Annotated in this window: 13 protein-coding genes; 11 read left to right on the forward strand and 2 right to left on the reverse strand. The window is 44.3% G+C overall.

Going from position 1 to position 15,740, the window contains the following annotated elements; genetic code table 11:
- Positions 1-453: transposase (locus ACYVGZ_RS01625; RefSeq protein WP_460750251.1), on the reverse strand; the 453-nt coding region annotated here is incomplete at its 3' end.
- Positions 454-672: 219 nt separating this feature from the next.
- Positions 673-1,956, reverse strand: a complete 1,284-nt coding sequence (gene gltA / locus ACYVGZ_RS01630; protein WP_460750253.1) for a citrate synthase — start codon at positions 1,954-1,956, stop codon at positions 673-675.
- 555 nt (positions 1,957-2,511) lie between these two features.
- Here gltA and sdhC point away from each other — a divergent pair.
- The 11 genes from sdhC (at position 2,512) to lhgO (ending at position 15,699) form a co-directional block, all read left to right on the forward strand.
- On the forward strand, positions 2,512-2,889 hold the full coding sequence (gene sdhC / locus ACYVGZ_RS01635) for a succinate dehydrogenase, cytochrome b556 subunit (protein ID WP_460750256.1): 378 nt from the start codon (positions 2,512-2,514) through the stop codon (positions 2,887-2,889).
- On the forward strand, positions 2,883-3,230 hold the full coding sequence (sdhD, locus tag ACYVGZ_RS01640) for a succinate dehydrogenase, hydrophobic membrane anchor protein (protein ID WP_460750259.1): 348 nt from the start codon (positions 2,883-2,885) through the stop codon (positions 3,228-3,230). Before sdhC ends, sdhD begins: the two co-directional genes overlap by 7 nt.
- Positions 3,231-3,233: 3 nt before the next feature.
- Positions 3,234-5,006 carry a succinate dehydrogenase flavoprotein subunit gene (gene sdhA, locus ACYVGZ_RS01645; RefSeq protein ID WP_460750261.1) on the forward strand — a complete coding sequence of 591 codons (1,773 nt, stop codon included), beginning with the start codon at positions 3,234-3,236 and terminating at the stop codon, positions 5,004-5,006.
- Positions 5,007-5,019: 13 nt separating this feature from the next.
- Positions 5,020-5,724 (forward strand): succinate dehydrogenase iron-sulfur subunit, encoded by a 705-nt coding sequence (locus ACYVGZ_RS01650; protein WP_460750264.1) that lies wholly within the window; start codon positions 5,020-5,022, stop codon positions 5,722-5,724.
- A 363-nt stretch (positions 5,725-6,087) separates the two neighbouring features.
- Positions 6,088-8,925, forward strand: coding sequence for a 2-oxoglutarate dehydrogenase E1 component (locus tag ACYVGZ_RS01655; protein ID WP_460750267.1), 2,838 nt, complete (start codon positions 6,088-6,090; stop codon positions 8,923-8,925).
- Between the two features lie 33 nt (positions 8,926-8,958).
- Positions 8,959-10,455: a 2-oxoglutarate dehydrogenase complex dihydrolipoyllysine-residue succinyltransferase gene (gene odhB, locus ACYVGZ_RS01660; RefSeq protein WP_460750269.1), complete on the forward strand. Its 1,497-nt coding sequence runs from the start codon at positions 8,959-8,961 to the stop codon at positions 10,453-10,455.
- 104 nt (positions 10,456-10,559) lie between these two features.
- A complete protein-coding gene (lpdA, locus tag ACYVGZ_RS01665) occupies positions 10,560-11,999 on the forward strand; it encodes a dihydrolipoyl dehydrogenase (RefSeq protein ID WP_460750272.1) in 1,440 nt (479 codons plus the stop codon).
- A gap of 90 nt (positions 12,000-12,089) precedes the next feature.
- Entirely contained in the window at positions 12,090-13,256 is a 1,167-nt protein-coding gene (gene sucC, locus ACYVGZ_RS01670) for an ADP-forming succinate--CoA ligase subunit beta (RefSeq protein WP_460750275.1), read from the forward strand.
- A gap of 2 nt (positions 13,257-13,258) precedes the next feature.
- Entirely contained in the window at positions 13,259-14,131 is an 873-nt protein-coding gene (sucD, locus tag ACYVGZ_RS01675; RefSeq protein ID WP_460750278.1) for a succinate--CoA ligase subunit alpha, read from the forward strand.
- Positions 14,132-14,225: 94 nt separating this feature from the next.
- Complete coding sequence (locus ACYVGZ_RS01680) at positions 14,226-14,420, forward strand: cysteine-rich CWC family protein (RefSeq protein WP_460750281.1); 195 nt, start codon at positions 14,226-14,228, stop codon at positions 14,418-14,420.
- Positions 14,421-14,487: 67 nt separating this feature from the next.
- Positions 14,488-15,699: an L-2-hydroxyglutarate oxidase gene (gene lhgO / locus ACYVGZ_RS01685; RefSeq protein WP_460750284.1), complete on the forward strand. Its 1,212-nt coding sequence runs from the start codon at positions 14,488-14,490 to the stop codon at positions 15,697-15,699.
- The last annotated feature ends 41 nt before the right edge of the window (positions 15,700-15,740 follow it).

Genomic DNA, 15,740 nt, shown 5'->3' on the forward strand with positions numbered 1-15,740 from the left:
AGCTCTGCGGGCAATAGGTTCATTTAGCTCCCTCATAAACCAACTCATATCAGCCAAGCGTGCTCGATAAGTGTTTGCCGAAGCCTCAACAAATGCCATAACGCTGTTTGAAAGCGGCTCACCTTTTACGTACTGCTGAGTGAAAAGATTGCCTTTATGAAGCTTATGCCAACGTTGTATAACCTCCATTGTCGACCAGTTTTCGACGGTTTGTGAATCAATACGCAGCACCACATGCAAATGATTGCTCATTACGGCATAAGCACAGATATCTATGGAAAAAATGCCAGCCAAAAACAACAGACGATTCTCTACCCATGAGCGTCGGTGCTCATAACTTACACCTGTGGTTGAGTCTTCACCGCATAAAAAGGCACGACGAACACAGCGCGAAACGCAGTGGTAATAAGGGGTATCTTCAACACAAACTTGTTGGCTTCTGGGCATAGGCATGACTTGGTTTCCCTTCCTTGAGAAAACATAAATTGAGTATAGAAGAGGCGAAGAAAAAAAACCAATAAAATGCTGGAGTCCTTATGGCGGTCGGGGGTTAACGTTGGGTGTCTATGTAATATTTGATATAACTAAAGATGGGTGTCTTGCTTATAAACGGCGGATATAAAAAATCCCCGCGGGTGCGGGGATTGGGGGCATTAGCTTTTAGTGTTGCGATTAGTCTTTACTTGGGTAATCGCGTTCTTCATGGCCTACATAAAGTTGACGAGGGCGGCCAATCTTGTATGGTCCACTGATCATTTCATTCCAGTGAGAAATCCAGCCAATAGTACGAGACATGGCAAAGATTACGGTAAACATGCTCGTAGGAATGCCTATCGCTTTCATTATGATGCCGGAGTAGAAGTCAACGTTAGGGTAAAGTTTACGCTCAACGAAGTATGGGTCTTCAAGGGCAATTTGCTCAAGGCGCTTGGCAATTTTCAGTAGTGGGTCGTTAGATTGGCCAAGCTCAGCTAAGACCTGATCACAGGTCTCGCGCATGACTTTAGCTCGCGGATCGAAGTTTTTATAAACTCGGTGGCCAAAGCCCATAAGGCGGAAAGGATCATTTTTATCTTTGGCTTTTGCAATGAATTCGTCGATGTTTGACTCGTCACCAATTTCTTCAAGCATGGTTAGTACTGCTTCGTTAGCACCACCGTGAGCAGGCCCCCATAGAGTTGCAATACCAGCTGCAATACAAGCAAATGGGTTGGCACCAGAAGAACCTGCTAAACGCACGGTTGAGGTTGAAGCGTTTTGTTCGTGATCAGCATGTAGGATGAAGATACGATCCATGGCTTTCGCGAAAACAGGGTTTACCTTGTACTCTTCACATGGTGTGGCAAACATCATGTATAAGAAGTTTTCAGCGTAAGATAGGTCGTTACGCGGATACATTACAGGTTGGTCTTTTGAATATTTATAGCAGGTAGCTGCTAAAGTTGGCATTTTAGAAATTAATCGGAACGCTGCAATTTCTCTATGCTCAGGGTTGTTAATATCCATATGATCTTGGTAGAAAGCAGACAGAGCACCGACTAAGCCACACATTATAGCCATTGGGTGTGCATCATTTCTGAAGCCTTCAATGAACTTATGCATGGATTGGTTGATCATTGTATGATTGCGAACGGTTTTTTCGAATTCAACTTTCTTTTCTGCAGAAGGAAGCTCTCCGTACAATAGCAAGTAACAAGTTTCTAGGTAATCAGAATGCTCTGCTAACTGAGATATAGGATAGCCTCTGTGTAGTAGCACACCTTTGTCGCCATCTATGTAAGTGATAGCGGATTCACATGAACCTGTAGACATGAAGCCTGGGTCGTAAGTGAAAATACCGTTAGATCCTAGAGAACGGACATCGATTACATCTGTTCCTAAAGTACCTGATAGAACGGGAAGTTCGATGGTCTTATCGATTCCCTCAACGTTAAGTAGCGCTTTTTTATCGGCCATTTATGGTCTCCTCCGAATACTGGTTCAAAGCAAAATACCAACTTTGTAAATGGTGCCTTGCTTAGAAGGTGCGGAAAAAATACTGTTTCTAACCTACAAAAGTCAATCTTGTAGATGTGCCGACAATGAGGTAGGGAGACAGTTTTTTTGTAAGAAACTGACGAAAAATTTATGTTTGTTTAACTTAATAAAACATACAAATATTGTAAGTCATTAAAAATAAAGGATTATTTATTATTTTATGAGAATTAAATCTTGTAATTTTATACCATTATTGTTTTAGCTTATGGGTTCATTCATTTCGTGAATGATGATCATGGCAAACCTACTGATTTGTCTATTTGTGTTAATAAATTTTGCTGGTCTATAATTGCGCCCCGATGATTTTATTGATTTGTCGACATGAACTTACAAAAAGAGAGTCACTTTTTAGTTCGGTGTTGGCAAATCGATGAGATTTTCAAAGTAGGTTTGATGGTTTCATTGTGTTAGCAGGCTAATGAAACCGTTAAATTGTGGCTAACCATTCACATTATCAAATGGTGTAAATTAATCGTGAACAAAAAAAGACCAGTCAATCTTGATATTTCAACCATATCAATGCCTGTCACAGCCATTGTATCCATCCTTCACCGTATTACGGGGATCATCCTATTTGTAGGTTTGGTGTTCTTATTCTGCGCGTTTGATATGTCGCTAGAGTCGCAAGAAGGTTTTGATCAAGTAGTGGCAACGTTGCAAAATAATTTTCTAGCTAAGTTTATTATCTGGGGGGTTGTTTCAGCATTGATGTACCATTTTGTTGCAGGTGTTAAACACTTGTTTATGGATCTAGGGCATTTCGAGGAATTAGAAAGTGGGCGTAAAGCGGCCGTTGCGAATTTAGTTATTGCAGCGGTGTTAGTTGTGTTAGCAGGAGTGTGGATATGGTAACTCAAATTACAAGCTTTGGCCGTTCTGGGCTTTATGATTGGATGATGCAGCGTGTTTCTGCTCTGATTTTATCGCTTTATACGATTTTTATTATTGGCTATTTAGTACTTAATCCTGATTTAACATATGATCAGTGGAGTGCTTTGTTCGAAACAACTTGGGTGCGCATTTTTAGTTTATTAATGCTGTTATCTATTGGTGTTCATTCTTGGATTGGTTTGTGGTCTGTGTCAACTGACTATATTAAACCAACTGGGATTCGTTTTTTCTTTCAATCGCTCTGCGGCTTAGCAATGTTTGTTTATGTCGTTTGGGGTGTTCAAGTTCTGTGGGGGCTATAAATAATGGCAAACATTCGTACGATTTCATTTGATGCCATTGTTATCGGTGGTGGTGGTGCAGGTATGCGAGCTGCATTGCAATTAACAGAGTCTGGTTTGAATACAGCTTGTGTTACAAAGGTATTCCCAACACGTTCACATACAGTATCTGCTCAAGGCGGTATCACTTGTGCGATTGCGAGTGAAGACCCAAATGATGATTGGCGCTGGCACATGTACGACACTGTTAAAGGCTCGGACTATATCGGTGACCAAGATGCTATTGAATACATGTGTTCTGTAGGCCCGCAAGCGGTATTTGAATTAGAGCACATGGGCTTGCCATTCTCTCGTAAAGAAAATGGCCGTATCTACCAGCGTCCTTTTGGCGGTCAGTCTAAAGACTTTGGTAAAGGTGGTCAGGCTGCTCGTACTTGTGCTGCTGCTGACCGTACAGGTCACGCTCTATTGCATACCTTGTATCAAGCCAACCTTAAAGGCGGAACAACTTTCTTTAATGAGTGGTACGCGACCGATCTAGTTAAGAATAAAGAAGACGCGGTTGTCGGTGTTATCGCCATTTGTGTAGAAACAGGCGAAACTGTTTACCTAAAAGCGAAAGCAACGGTTATTGCAACAGGTGGTTCGGGACGTATTTACCAATCTACTACTAATGCACACATTAATACTGGTGATGGTGTTGGTATGGCATTGCGTGCTGGTTACCCAATGCAAGACATGGAAATGTGGCAATTCCACCCAACAGGAATTTATGGTGCAGGTACTTTGGTTACAGAAGGTTGCCGTGGTGAAGGTGGTTACCTGATCAATAAAGACGGCGAACGTTTCATGGAGCGTTATGCGCCAAACGCGAAAGACCTTGCTGGTCGTGATGTTGTTGCGCGCTCTATGATCTTGGAAATTCTTGAGGGCCGTGGTTGTGGTCCTGAAGGTGATCACGTATTGCTTAAGTTAGATCACTTGGGCGAAGAAACGCTGAACAAGCGTTTGCCAGGTATTCTTGAGCTGTCTCGCACATTTGCACACGTTGACCCAGTTAAAGAGCCGATTCCTGTTATCCCAACTTGTCACTATATGATGGGTGGTATTCCAACTAATGTTGGTGGTCAGGCGTTGAAAGTGAACGAGAATGGTGAAGACGAGATCATTGACGGATTGTACGCTTGTGGTGAGGCTGCCTGTGTGTCTGTGCATGGTGCAAACCGCCTAGGTGGTAACTCGCTACTTGATCTTGTTGTATTTGGCCGTGCCGTTGGTTTACAAGTGAAGAAATCGTTAGATGCTGGCTTTGAGTCAATGTCTGCAGATGATACTGACATTGAAAAAGCCATGGCGCGAGTGAATCGCTTGAATGCTTCAACTGGCGGTGAAAATGTTGCAGAAGTACGTGCTGAACTACAAAAAGTAATGCAGTTGTACTTTGGTGTGTTCCGCGATGGGGAATCGATGCAAAAAGGTCTTAAAGAGCTTGCTAGCATCCGTACTCGCGTTGAGAACCTTTATCTTGATGATAAGAGCCAGGCGTTTAATACTGCCCGTATTGAAGCTCTAGAGTTAGAGAACTTACTGGAAGTGGCTGAAGCAACAGCCATTCCTGCTGAGTTCCGTAAAGAAAGTCGTGGTGCTCATGCTCGTAATGATTACACAGAGCGTGATGATGAAAATTGGTTGAAACACTCTTTGTTCCACCCGACTTCTAAAGAAGTGACTAAGCGTGATGTGAACTTCGCCCCTAAAACTATGGAAGCATTTCCACCTAAGATTCGTTCTTACTAAGGAGTAACTTAGAATGTTAGTTAGTATTTATCGTTACAACCCTGAAGTAGACGATGCACCTTACATGAAAGACTATCAAATCGATTTGCCTGCAGGTAAAGATTTGATGGTTTTGGATGTGTTGAACTTGTTGAAAGCTCAAGATTCTTCTATTTCTTATCGTCGTTCATGCCGTGAAGGTGTGTGTGGTTCAGACGGTATGAATATGTCAGGTAAGAATGGCTTGGCTTGTATTACACCGGTTTCTGAAGCAGCTAAAAACGGCAAGCTTGTGTTACGACCTTTGCCTGGCCTGCCAGTAGTGCGTGACTTGGTTGTTGATATGGGGCAGTTCTACAAGCAGTATGAGAAGATTCGTCCGTTCTTGATTAATGACACGCCAGCACCTGCTATTGAGCGTTTACAAAGCCCAGAAGAACGTGAAAAACTTGATGGTTTGTACGAATGTATCTTGTGTGCGTGTTGTTCAACAGCTTGTCCATCATTTTGGTGGAACCCTGATAAGTTCATTGGTCCTTCAGGCTTGTTGCAAGCTTATCGTTTCTTGGCGGACAGCCGAGACAGCGCAACTCAGGAGCGCTTAAGTGATCTTGATGATCCATTTAGTGTTTTCCGTTGCCACGGTATCATGAATTGTGTAAATGTTTGTCCTAAAGGGTTAAATCCTACAAAAGCTATTGGTAATATTCGTACTATGTTGTTGCAACGTGCAACCTAATAGCTGATTAAGAGGCCTGCTATTGTAAACATTCGGCATGGCTTCTTTTATGGCGGTTTTGATCAATTTCAAAACCGCCATTTTCGCATATAACAATATGTGATTTAATAACAGAATTTTAAAATTCGACCTTTGCGAACAAGGATGTGCTCAGAGAGGTTGTTGGCTTAGCCAGACGTGGAGTTAGGGTTGTTTTGCATATGCTAAATAACGTCAACAATTTGGTATGGAACGTAAAAGGGCGAAGAAAGTTGGAAATAAATGAAATCGAGGCTTTAACAGCCTTACGGACCTAGCTTGATTCTTATTAAGATTTTAAGTTTAGGGCACCGATAGCTGGCTCGAACATAAGGGTGATCGAGAATGCACGAAAGTTTAATGGAGTTGCTATGGAGCACCTCGCACTTTTCTGGGGGGAACCTGGAATACGTAGAGGGCTTGTTTGAAAGCTACCTAGTCGATCCGAACTCAGTGTCGGAAGAATGGCGTAAATGTTTTGATCAATTGCCTCGTATCAGCGAAGCACAGTCAACAGACCTTCCTCATTCCGTAATTCAAGAACAATTTTTGCAAATCAGTAAAAATAAGTTCAAGGCCATGCCGGCTTCTTCAGGCGGTGCGGTAAGCTCGGATCATGAGCAAAAACAAATCAGTGTATTGCAACTTATCGACGCGTACCGTGTACGTGGTCATCAGCATGCCTCACTAGACCCTTTGGGTTTACAGAAGCGTGAGAAAGTCGCGGATTTGGAAATTGGTTACCATCAATTGACTGGCGCTGATCTAGATACCAGCTTCAGCACTGGGTCTTTGTTTTTTAATAAAGAATCCATGAAGTTGAGTGAAATTGTGAACGAACTTAAAAAGACCTACTGTAGTAGTGTTGGTTATGAGTTTATGCACATTGTAGATACTCAGGAAAGGGCTTGGCTACAGCAACGAGTTGAGTCTGTTCGCTCAAAACCTGAGTTTTCTCAAGAAACACGTCAAAACTTATTAGAAAGACTTACAGCAGCCGAAGGCCTTGAAAAGTATTTGGCCAGCCGTTACCCAGGCGCTAAACGATTTGGTCTTGAAGGTGGCGAAAGCTTAATCCCTATGGTGAATGAGCTAATTCAACGTTCTGGCGCACTAGGTGCGAAAGAAGTTGTGATTGGCATGGCTCACCGTGGGCGCTTAAACGTGTTGGTTAATACATTAGGTAAGAACCCTAAAGATTTGTTTGACGAGTTTGAAGGTAAAAAACTGGTCAATACTTCTGGTGACGTAAAATACCACCAAGGTTTTTCTTCTAATGTGATGACAGCTGGCGGGGAAGTTCACATTGCCTTAGCATTTAACCCGTCTCACTTGGAAATTGTATCTCCAGTGGTTGAAGGGTCTGTTCGTGCTCGTCAAGACCGTCGTGAAGATGCAACAGGTAAAACGGTTGTGCCTATCTCTATTCACGGTGATGCTGCTTTTGCAGGTCAAGGTGTGGTAATGGAGACATTCCAGATGTCTCAAACACGCGCTTATCGTACTGGTGGTACGGTTCATATTGTTGTTAACAACCAAGTTGGCTTTACGACTAACCGTCAAGAAGATTCTCGCTCTACTGAATACGCAACCGATGTTGCTAAGATGATTCAAGCGCCAATCTTCCATGTGAATGGTGATGATCCTGAAGCGGTATTGTTTGTTACTCAACTAGCACTTGATTACCGTTATGAGTTCGGTCGTGATGTTGTTATTGATATGGTGTGTTACCGCCGCCGTGGTCATAACGAAACTGACGAGCCATCTGGTACTCAACCGTTGATGTACAGTGTGATCAATAAGTTGAAAACAACTCGGACCTTGTACTCTGAGTATTTGGTTGAGCAAGGAGTGGTTTCAGCAGAATTGTCTAGTCAAATGGTCAATGAAAACCGTGAAGACCTAGATAACGGCCGCCATGTTGCCAAGAGCCTTGTTCTTGAGTCTCAAACTGCTTCGTTTGTTGATTGGAAACCTTACTTAGGGGTTGAATGGACGGATGCAGGTGATACAAGTTATCCGCTAACGGACCTTCAGGATGTTGCTAAGAAGCTGACACACATCCCTGATGGCGTTGTAGTACAGCGTCAGGTTCAGAAAATCTACCAAGACCGCGATAAAATGACAGCAGGGGCTCTGCCTTTGAACTGGGGGTACGCTGAAACGTTAGCGTTCGCGACATTGCTAGAGCAAGGTTACCCAATTCGAATTACGGGTCAAGATTCAGGTCGAGGGACTTTCTCTCATCGCCATGCCGTTATTCATAACCAAAAAGATGGTAGCGCTTTTGTCCCACTGAAAAACCTTTCTCCAGAACAGCCAACGCTAGATTTATACGACTCTTATTTGTCAGAAGAAGCTGTATTAGCCTTTGAATATGGCTATTCGACTACATCACCAAAAGGTCTGGTGATTTGGGAAGCTCAATTTGGTGATTTTGCAAACGGCGCTCAAGTGGTAATTGACCAGTTTATTACCAGTGGTGAACATAAATGGGGCCGACTATGTGGTCTGACTATGTTGTTGCCTCACGGCTATGAAGGCCAAGGCCCTGAGCATTCTTCAGCACGTTTAGAACGCTTTATGCAATTGTGTGCGGAATACAATATTCAAGTGTGTGTTCCAACGACACCATCGCAAATCTTCCATATCCTCCGTCGTCAGGCGATTCGTCCAATGCGTCGTCCGCTGATTATTATGTCGCCTAAGAGTTTGTTGCGTCATAAACAAGCAACATCGACGCTGGAAGAATTGGCAGAAGGCAGCTTTAAAACGGTATTGCCTGAAACGTCTGATAAAGTGGCCGCAGACAAGGTTAAGAGAATTGTTCTGTGTAGTGGTAAGGTCTACTATGACTTGATCAATCGCCGGGAAGAGTTAAATAAAGACGATGTTGCTATTATTCGGTTAGAGCAGTTGTACCCGTTCCCATATGCAGATCTTGAAGCTGTGTTGAAACCGTACACGAATGTTGAAAGTCTGGTTTGGTGTCAAGAAGAGCCGAAAAACCAAGGCGCATGGCATTCTAATCGCCATCGTATGAACCGAGTATTGGAAGAACTGTATCCAGCGTTGAAAATACGCTTTGCAGGACGTATTTCTTCTGCGGCACCTGCTGCAGGGTATATGTCGATCCATGTTGAAGAGCAAGAAGCACTGGTCAACGACGCACTTGTTGGTTAGTACCATAGCCTGTCAGAGAGATAAGGGTATAAAATGAGTATTGAAATTAAAGCACCTACTTTTCCAGAATCCGTAGCAGACGGTACCGTTGCTACTTGGTACAAGCAGCCAGGCGAAGCCTGCGCTCGTGATGAGCACATCGTTGACATCGAGACAGATAAAGTTGTCTTGGAAGTGGTTGCTCCAGCCGATGGCGTGTTGTCTGAAGTGTTAAAAGCCGAAGGCGACATCGTACTGAGTGATGAAGTATTGGCTGTATTTGCAGCAGGCGAAGCCGCTGCACCTGCCGCTGAATCTGCCGCACCTGCCGCAGCGTCTACAGCGAGCGAGACGGTTGACATTAAAGCGCCAACTTTCCCTGAGTCTGTCGCTGATGGTACGGTTGCTGCTTGGCATAAACAGCCAGGTGAAGCCTGTGCACGTGATGAGCACATTGTCGATATTGAAACCGACAAAGTAGTACTTGAAGTTGTCGCGCCTGCAGATGGTGTGATCGGCGATGTACTAAAGCCAGAAGGCGAAACAGTGCTAAGCGATGAAGTATTAGCTAAGTTCCTTGTGGGCGCTTCTGGTGCAACTGCTGCGCCTGCACAAGCAGCACCTAGTGCGGAAGCAACAGAGTCTGATGAAGATGGTGTGGCTGGCCCTGCTGCGCGTAAAGCCTTGGCGGAAGCTGGGTTAACTGCCGCTCAGGTGAAAGGTACGGGCAAAGGTGGTCGTATCACGAAAGAAGACGTTGAAGCAGCAGCCAAAGCTAAAACTACTGCAACTCCAGCGCCTAAAGCTGCTCCTGCAGCGGCTGCCATGCCAGCATTGGGTGCAGATGGACGTGTTGAGAAGCGTGTACCAATGACCCGTCTTCGTGCCACCATTGCTAAGCGCCTAGTGGAAGCCCAGCAAACAGCGGCAATGTTAACGACTTATAACGAAGTTAACATGGGGCCTGTGATGGAGATCCGTAAGAAGTACAAAGATCAGTTCATGAAGACCCATAATGGCACTAAGCTTGGCTTCATGTCTTTCTTTGTGAAAGCGGCGACGGAAGCTCTAAAACGCTTCCCAGCGGTGAACGCTTCCATCGATGGAAACGACATGGTTTACCATGGTTACCAAGACATCGGTGTAGCCGTTTCTACAGACCGTGGTTTGATGGTTCCTGTATTGCGCAACACTGAAGCTATGGGGCTTGCTGACATTGAATCAACTATCATGGACTTCGCTCTACGTGGTCGTGACGGTAAGCTGGGCATGGAAGACATGCAAGGTGGTACTTTCACCATTACTAATGGTGGTACTTTCGGCTCTTTAATGTCGACACCTATTATTAACCCACCACAAACAGCTATCTTGGGTATGCACAAAATCCAAGAGCGCCCAATGGCGGTTAATGGTCAAGTGGTTATTCAGCCTATGATGTACCTAGCCTTGTCTTACGATCACCGTATGATCGATGGTAAAGAAGCGGTACAATTCTTGGTTACGATTAAAGAATTGTTGGAAGATCCACACCGTCTATTGCTTGAAATCTAAGCACTTGAAAATTGAGTATTCATACCCACTTTATAGTATGAATTGATTCTGTAGCAGCGCCCACAAAGCGCTGCTCGGTTTGACTGAAATAAATGGAACCTCTTATGTCTGATAAATTTGATGTTGTTGTAATCGGTGGCGGCCCTGGTGGCTATGTTGCTGCAATTCGTGCTGCTCAGCTGGGTCTGAAAACAGCATGTATCGAAAAATGGTTAGACAAAGATAACAAGGCTCGTTTAGGCGGTACTTGTTTGAATGTTGGTTGTATCCCATCAAAAGCTTTGTTGGACTCTTCACACAAATACCACGACGCTAAAGAAGCTTACGGTGTACACGGTATTTCTGTGGGTGAAGTCGCTATGGATGTAAATGCCATGGTTGATCGCAAAGACAAGATCGTTGATCAACTAACCAGCGGTATTACCGGTTTGTTCAAAGCAAATGGTGTAACAAGCTTTGAAGGTTTTGGTAAAGTTCTTGCCAACAAAAAAGTTGAATTTACTGCTCATGACGGAACAGTAACTGTTCTAGAAGCAGAAAACGTGATCTTGGCGACAGGTTCTGTGCCAGTGAACATTCCACCGGCTCCACGTACTGGCGACATCATTGTTGATAACGAAGGTGCATTGGACTTCCGTGAAGTGCCTAAGCGTCTTGGTGTTATCGGTGCGGGTGTAATCGGCCTTGAATTGGGTTCTGTATGGTCACGTTTGGGTTCTGAAGTGGTTGTACTTGAGGCACAAGACTCTTTCCTAAGTGTTTGTGACCAAGACATTGCTAAAGAAGCTGCGAAAATCTTCAAGAAGCAGCACCTAGATGTACGTTTGGGCGCTCGTGTAACAGGTAGCCAAATCAACGGCGAAGAAGTTGAAGTGACTTACCTTGATGCCAAAGGTGAAGAGCAGAAGCAAACTTTCGACAAACTGATTGTTGCGGTTGGCCGTAAGCCATTCACTCAAGGCTGTTTCTCTGACGATTCAGGCGTTAAGCTTGACGAGCGTGGTTTCGTATTCGTTGATGAGCAATGCCGTACTTCTGTACCAGGTGTTTACGCGATCGGTGATATCGTTCGTGGTCCAATGCTTGCGCACAAAGCGTCTGAAGAAGGCGTTATGGTTGCAGACATCATCGCTGGCCATAAAGCGCAAATGAACTACGACTGTATTCCATCTGTTATCTACACTCACCCAGAACTTGCTTGGGTTGGTAAGAGCGAGCAGGAACTTAAAGCGGAAGGCGTTAAATACAAAGTGGGTAAATTCCCATTCGCTGCGTCTGGCCGTGCTATGGCTGCTAACGATACAGATGGTTTTGTTAAGATCATTGCTTGTGAAGAGACTGACCGAATTCTAGGTTGTCACATCATCGGTGGTCATGCAGCCGACCTGATCGCACAAGCGGTTATTGCGATGGAGTTTGGTTCTACAGCAGAAGACATTGCTTTGACAGTATTTGCTCACCCAACAGTAAGTGAAGCAGTACACGAAGCAGCGTTAGCAGTAGATGGCCACGCTATCCATATTGCAAACCGTAAAAAGCGTTAATAAAAATTTAGATTTGCCGACTTAAAGCCGGCAATTTCTGTCTTAACAGGCAGAGCTTATGTCAATCATTAAGATGAGCGGAAGAATCAAATGAACCTACATGAATATCAGGCTAAACAGCTTTTTGCTGAATACGGCCTGCCAGTATCTACAGGGTACGCAGTAGACACGCCAGAAGAGGCGGTGGAAGCAGCGAAAAAAATTGGTGGTGACAAGTGGGTTGTTAAAGCTCAGGTTCACGCAGGTGGTCGCGGTAAAGCGGGCGGTGTGAAACTTGTTGATTCTTATGAAGAAGTTTCTGCATTTGCAGCAAACTGGTTAGGTAAGAATTTGGTTACTTACCAAACAGACGAAAATGGTCAGCCAGTTGCTAAGATCCTAGTTGAGTCTTGCACAGACATCGACAACGAATTGTACCTAGGTGCCGTTGTTGACCGTTCTACTCGCAAAGTTGTTTTCATGGCGTCTACTGAAGGCGGTGTTGAAATCGAGAAAGTTGCAGAAGAAACACCTGAACTAATCCACAAAGCGATCATCGATCCTCTAGTGGGTGCACAGCCTTACCAAGCTCGTGAAATGGCATTTAAAATGGGTCTTAACCCAGCTCAAATCAAGCAGTTCACTAAGATCTTCCTTGGTTTGTCGCAAATGTTCCACGACTACGATTTCGCCCTTCTAGAAATCAACCCATTGGTTATCACTGATGAAGGTAACCTTCACTGTCTAGACGGCAAGATCAACATCGACAGCAACGCTGTATACCGTCAGAAAAAAATGCAAGAGTTCCACGATCCATCTCAAGAAGATGAGCGTGAAGCACATGCTGCACAGTGGGAACTTAACTACGTAGCACTAGATGGTAACGTAGGTTGCATGGTAAACGGTGCCGGCCTAGCAATGGGTACAATGGATATCGTGAATATCCACGGTGGTAAGCCTGCTAACTTCCTAGACGTAGGTGGTGGTGCAACCAAAGAACGTGTTGCTGAAGCATTCAAAATCATCCTATCTGATGACAATGTTAAAGCCGTATTGGTTAACATTTTCGGTGGTATCGTTCGTTGTGACATGATCGCAGAAGGTATCATCGGTGCCGTTGAGCAAGTAGGTGTTAACGTACCTGTTGTTGTTCGTCTTGAAGGTACAAATGCTGAACTAGGTCGTGAAGTTCTTGCGAAATCTGACCTAGATATTATTGCTGCAGCAAGCTTGAAAGACGCCGCTGAGCAAGTTGTTAAAGCTGCGGAGGGCAAATAATAATGTCTGTCTTAATTAACAAAGATACTAAAGTAATCTGTCAGGGTTTCACTGGTGGACAGGGTACTTTCCACTCTGAGCAAGCGATTGCTTATGGAACAAAAATGGTTGGCGGTGTAACACCTGGTAAAGGTGGTCAAACTCACCTAGGTCTTCCTGTATTCAATACAGTGAAAGAAGCTGTAGAGCAAACTGGCGCTGAAGCATCTGTAATCTACGTTCCAGCTCCTTTCGTTAAAGACTCTATCCTAGAAGCTGCGAATGCTGGTATCAAACTTATCGTTTGTATCACTGAAGGTGTTCCAACGCTAGACATGCTTGACTGTAAAGTTGCATGTGACGCGCTTGACGTACGTCTAATCGGTCCTAACTGCCCAGGTGTTATCACACCAGGTGAATGTAAGATCGGTATCATGCCAGGTCACATCCACTTACCTGGTAAAGTAGGTATCGTATCTCGTTCTGGTACTTTGACGTATGAAGCCGTTAAGCAAACGACTGACGCTGGTTTCGGTCAATCTACTTGTGTCGGTATTGGTGGTGACCCAATCCCAGGTACTAACTTCATCGACGTATTGGAAATGTTCCAAAACGATCCACAGACTGAAGCGATTGTTATGATCGGTGAAATCGGTGGTACAGCGGAAGAAGAAGCGGCTGCTTACATCAAAGCAAACGTTACTAAGCCTGTTGTATCTTACATTGCGGGTGTTACGGCTCCTGCTGGTAAGCGTATGGGTCACGCTGGTGCAATTATCTCTGGCGGTAAAGGTACTGCAGATGAGAAATTTGCAGCACTAGAAGACGCAGGTGTTAAAACTGTACGTTCTTTGGCTGACATCGGTGCTGGCCTTAAAGAAATCACTGGCTGGTAAGTTGTTTGTAATAAACGCTTATGAATAGCTAATAAAATCCCTGCTTCGGCGGGGATTTTTTTTGCTTAATATTAACCCCACAAGGAAGATAGCAGTGCTGTGTCCATTTTGTTCACAAGATAATCAATGTTCGGTAGTAGGGCAGTGTTGGTGTTTTAAGCAAGAGATTCCTGCCTCCTTGCTAGCTTTATTGCCACCGGAGCAACAAGACAAGCGCTGCGTGTGTCAGTCTTGTGTGCAAGCCTACTTAACAGACGAAAAGCAGTTTATAAAAAACTTTGCACGCTAACCCGAGCAGAGGTACATTGCTAAATTAACGTAACTTCATCACACTCATAAGGTCAAAGTGACGCTCTATGCTTAAATCCTCTCATTACGATATTGCCATTATTGGTGCGGGTATTGTTGGTTTGTCTACCGCGTGGCAATTAATACAGCAATACCCAGATTATCGTATTTTACTTATCGAAAAAGAAAGTGATGTGGGGCGCCATCAAACGGGCCATAATTCAGGAGTAATACATGCTGGTGTGTATTATGCTCCGGGCAGCTTGAAAGCGGATTTTTGCCAGCGAGGCGCTGCGGCCACCAAGGCATTCTGCCAGCAGCACAAGATCAAGTTTGATCAATGCGGTAAACTGTTAGTCGCAACCAATGATAAAGAAGTTGAGCGCATGCAAGCACTTTATCAGCGTTGTCAGCAAAACAATTTAGAGGTTGAACAGTTAGACCAGCCAGCGTTAAAGCAGCGTGAACCGAATGTGAAAGGGCTGGGCGCTCTGTTTGTCCCCTCTACTAGCATAGTCAATTATCAGCATATTTGTAAAAAACTAGCAGAGTTGTTTGTCGAGGCAGGTGGCGAGCTTTGGCTAGACAGCAGGGTGATTGACCTTTCTGAAAGTCATGAGCAGGTCATCATCAAGTTGAACAATGATGTGGTGTGCGCCCGTTATTTAGTAAGTTGCAGTGGTTTAATGGCAGACCGTCTAACTAAGATGTTAGGCATAGACACAGACTTTCAAATTATTCCGTTTCGTGGCGAGTATTATAAGTTGCCCGCTAAACACAATAAGCTTGTAAATCACCTTATTTATCCGATTCCAGACCCAGATTTACCTTTTTTAGGGGTGCATCTCACCCGCATGATAGACGGCTCAGTGACGGTAGGGCCAAACGCCGTGCAAGGCTGGAAACGAGAAGGTTATGGACGCATTAATATTAGCCTAAGAGATATACTTGATATGATTTGCTTTGCAGGCTTTTGGAAGCTGATTGCTCAATATTGGCGCACTGGTTTGATCGAAACCAAAAACTCTTGGTATAAGCCAGGCTATCTTTCGCAAGTCAGAAAATATTGTGATCTGGTCGAGCTTGAAGACTTAGAAGATTATCCAGCGGGCATTCGTGCCCAAGCGGTTATGAAAGACGGTAGTTTGGTGCACGACTTTTTGTTCGCTCAATCCCCTCGCACCTTACATGTGTGTAACGCACCATCCCCAGCAGCCACCAGTGCATTTCCGATTGGTGAACATATCATCCAAAAACTGCAACAGCAGATGTCTGTTTGAGAATGTTGTAGGCAAAAAAAAGGAGCTGATGAATCAGCTCC

The organism is Marinomonas epiphytica (genome assembly GCF_054780655.1).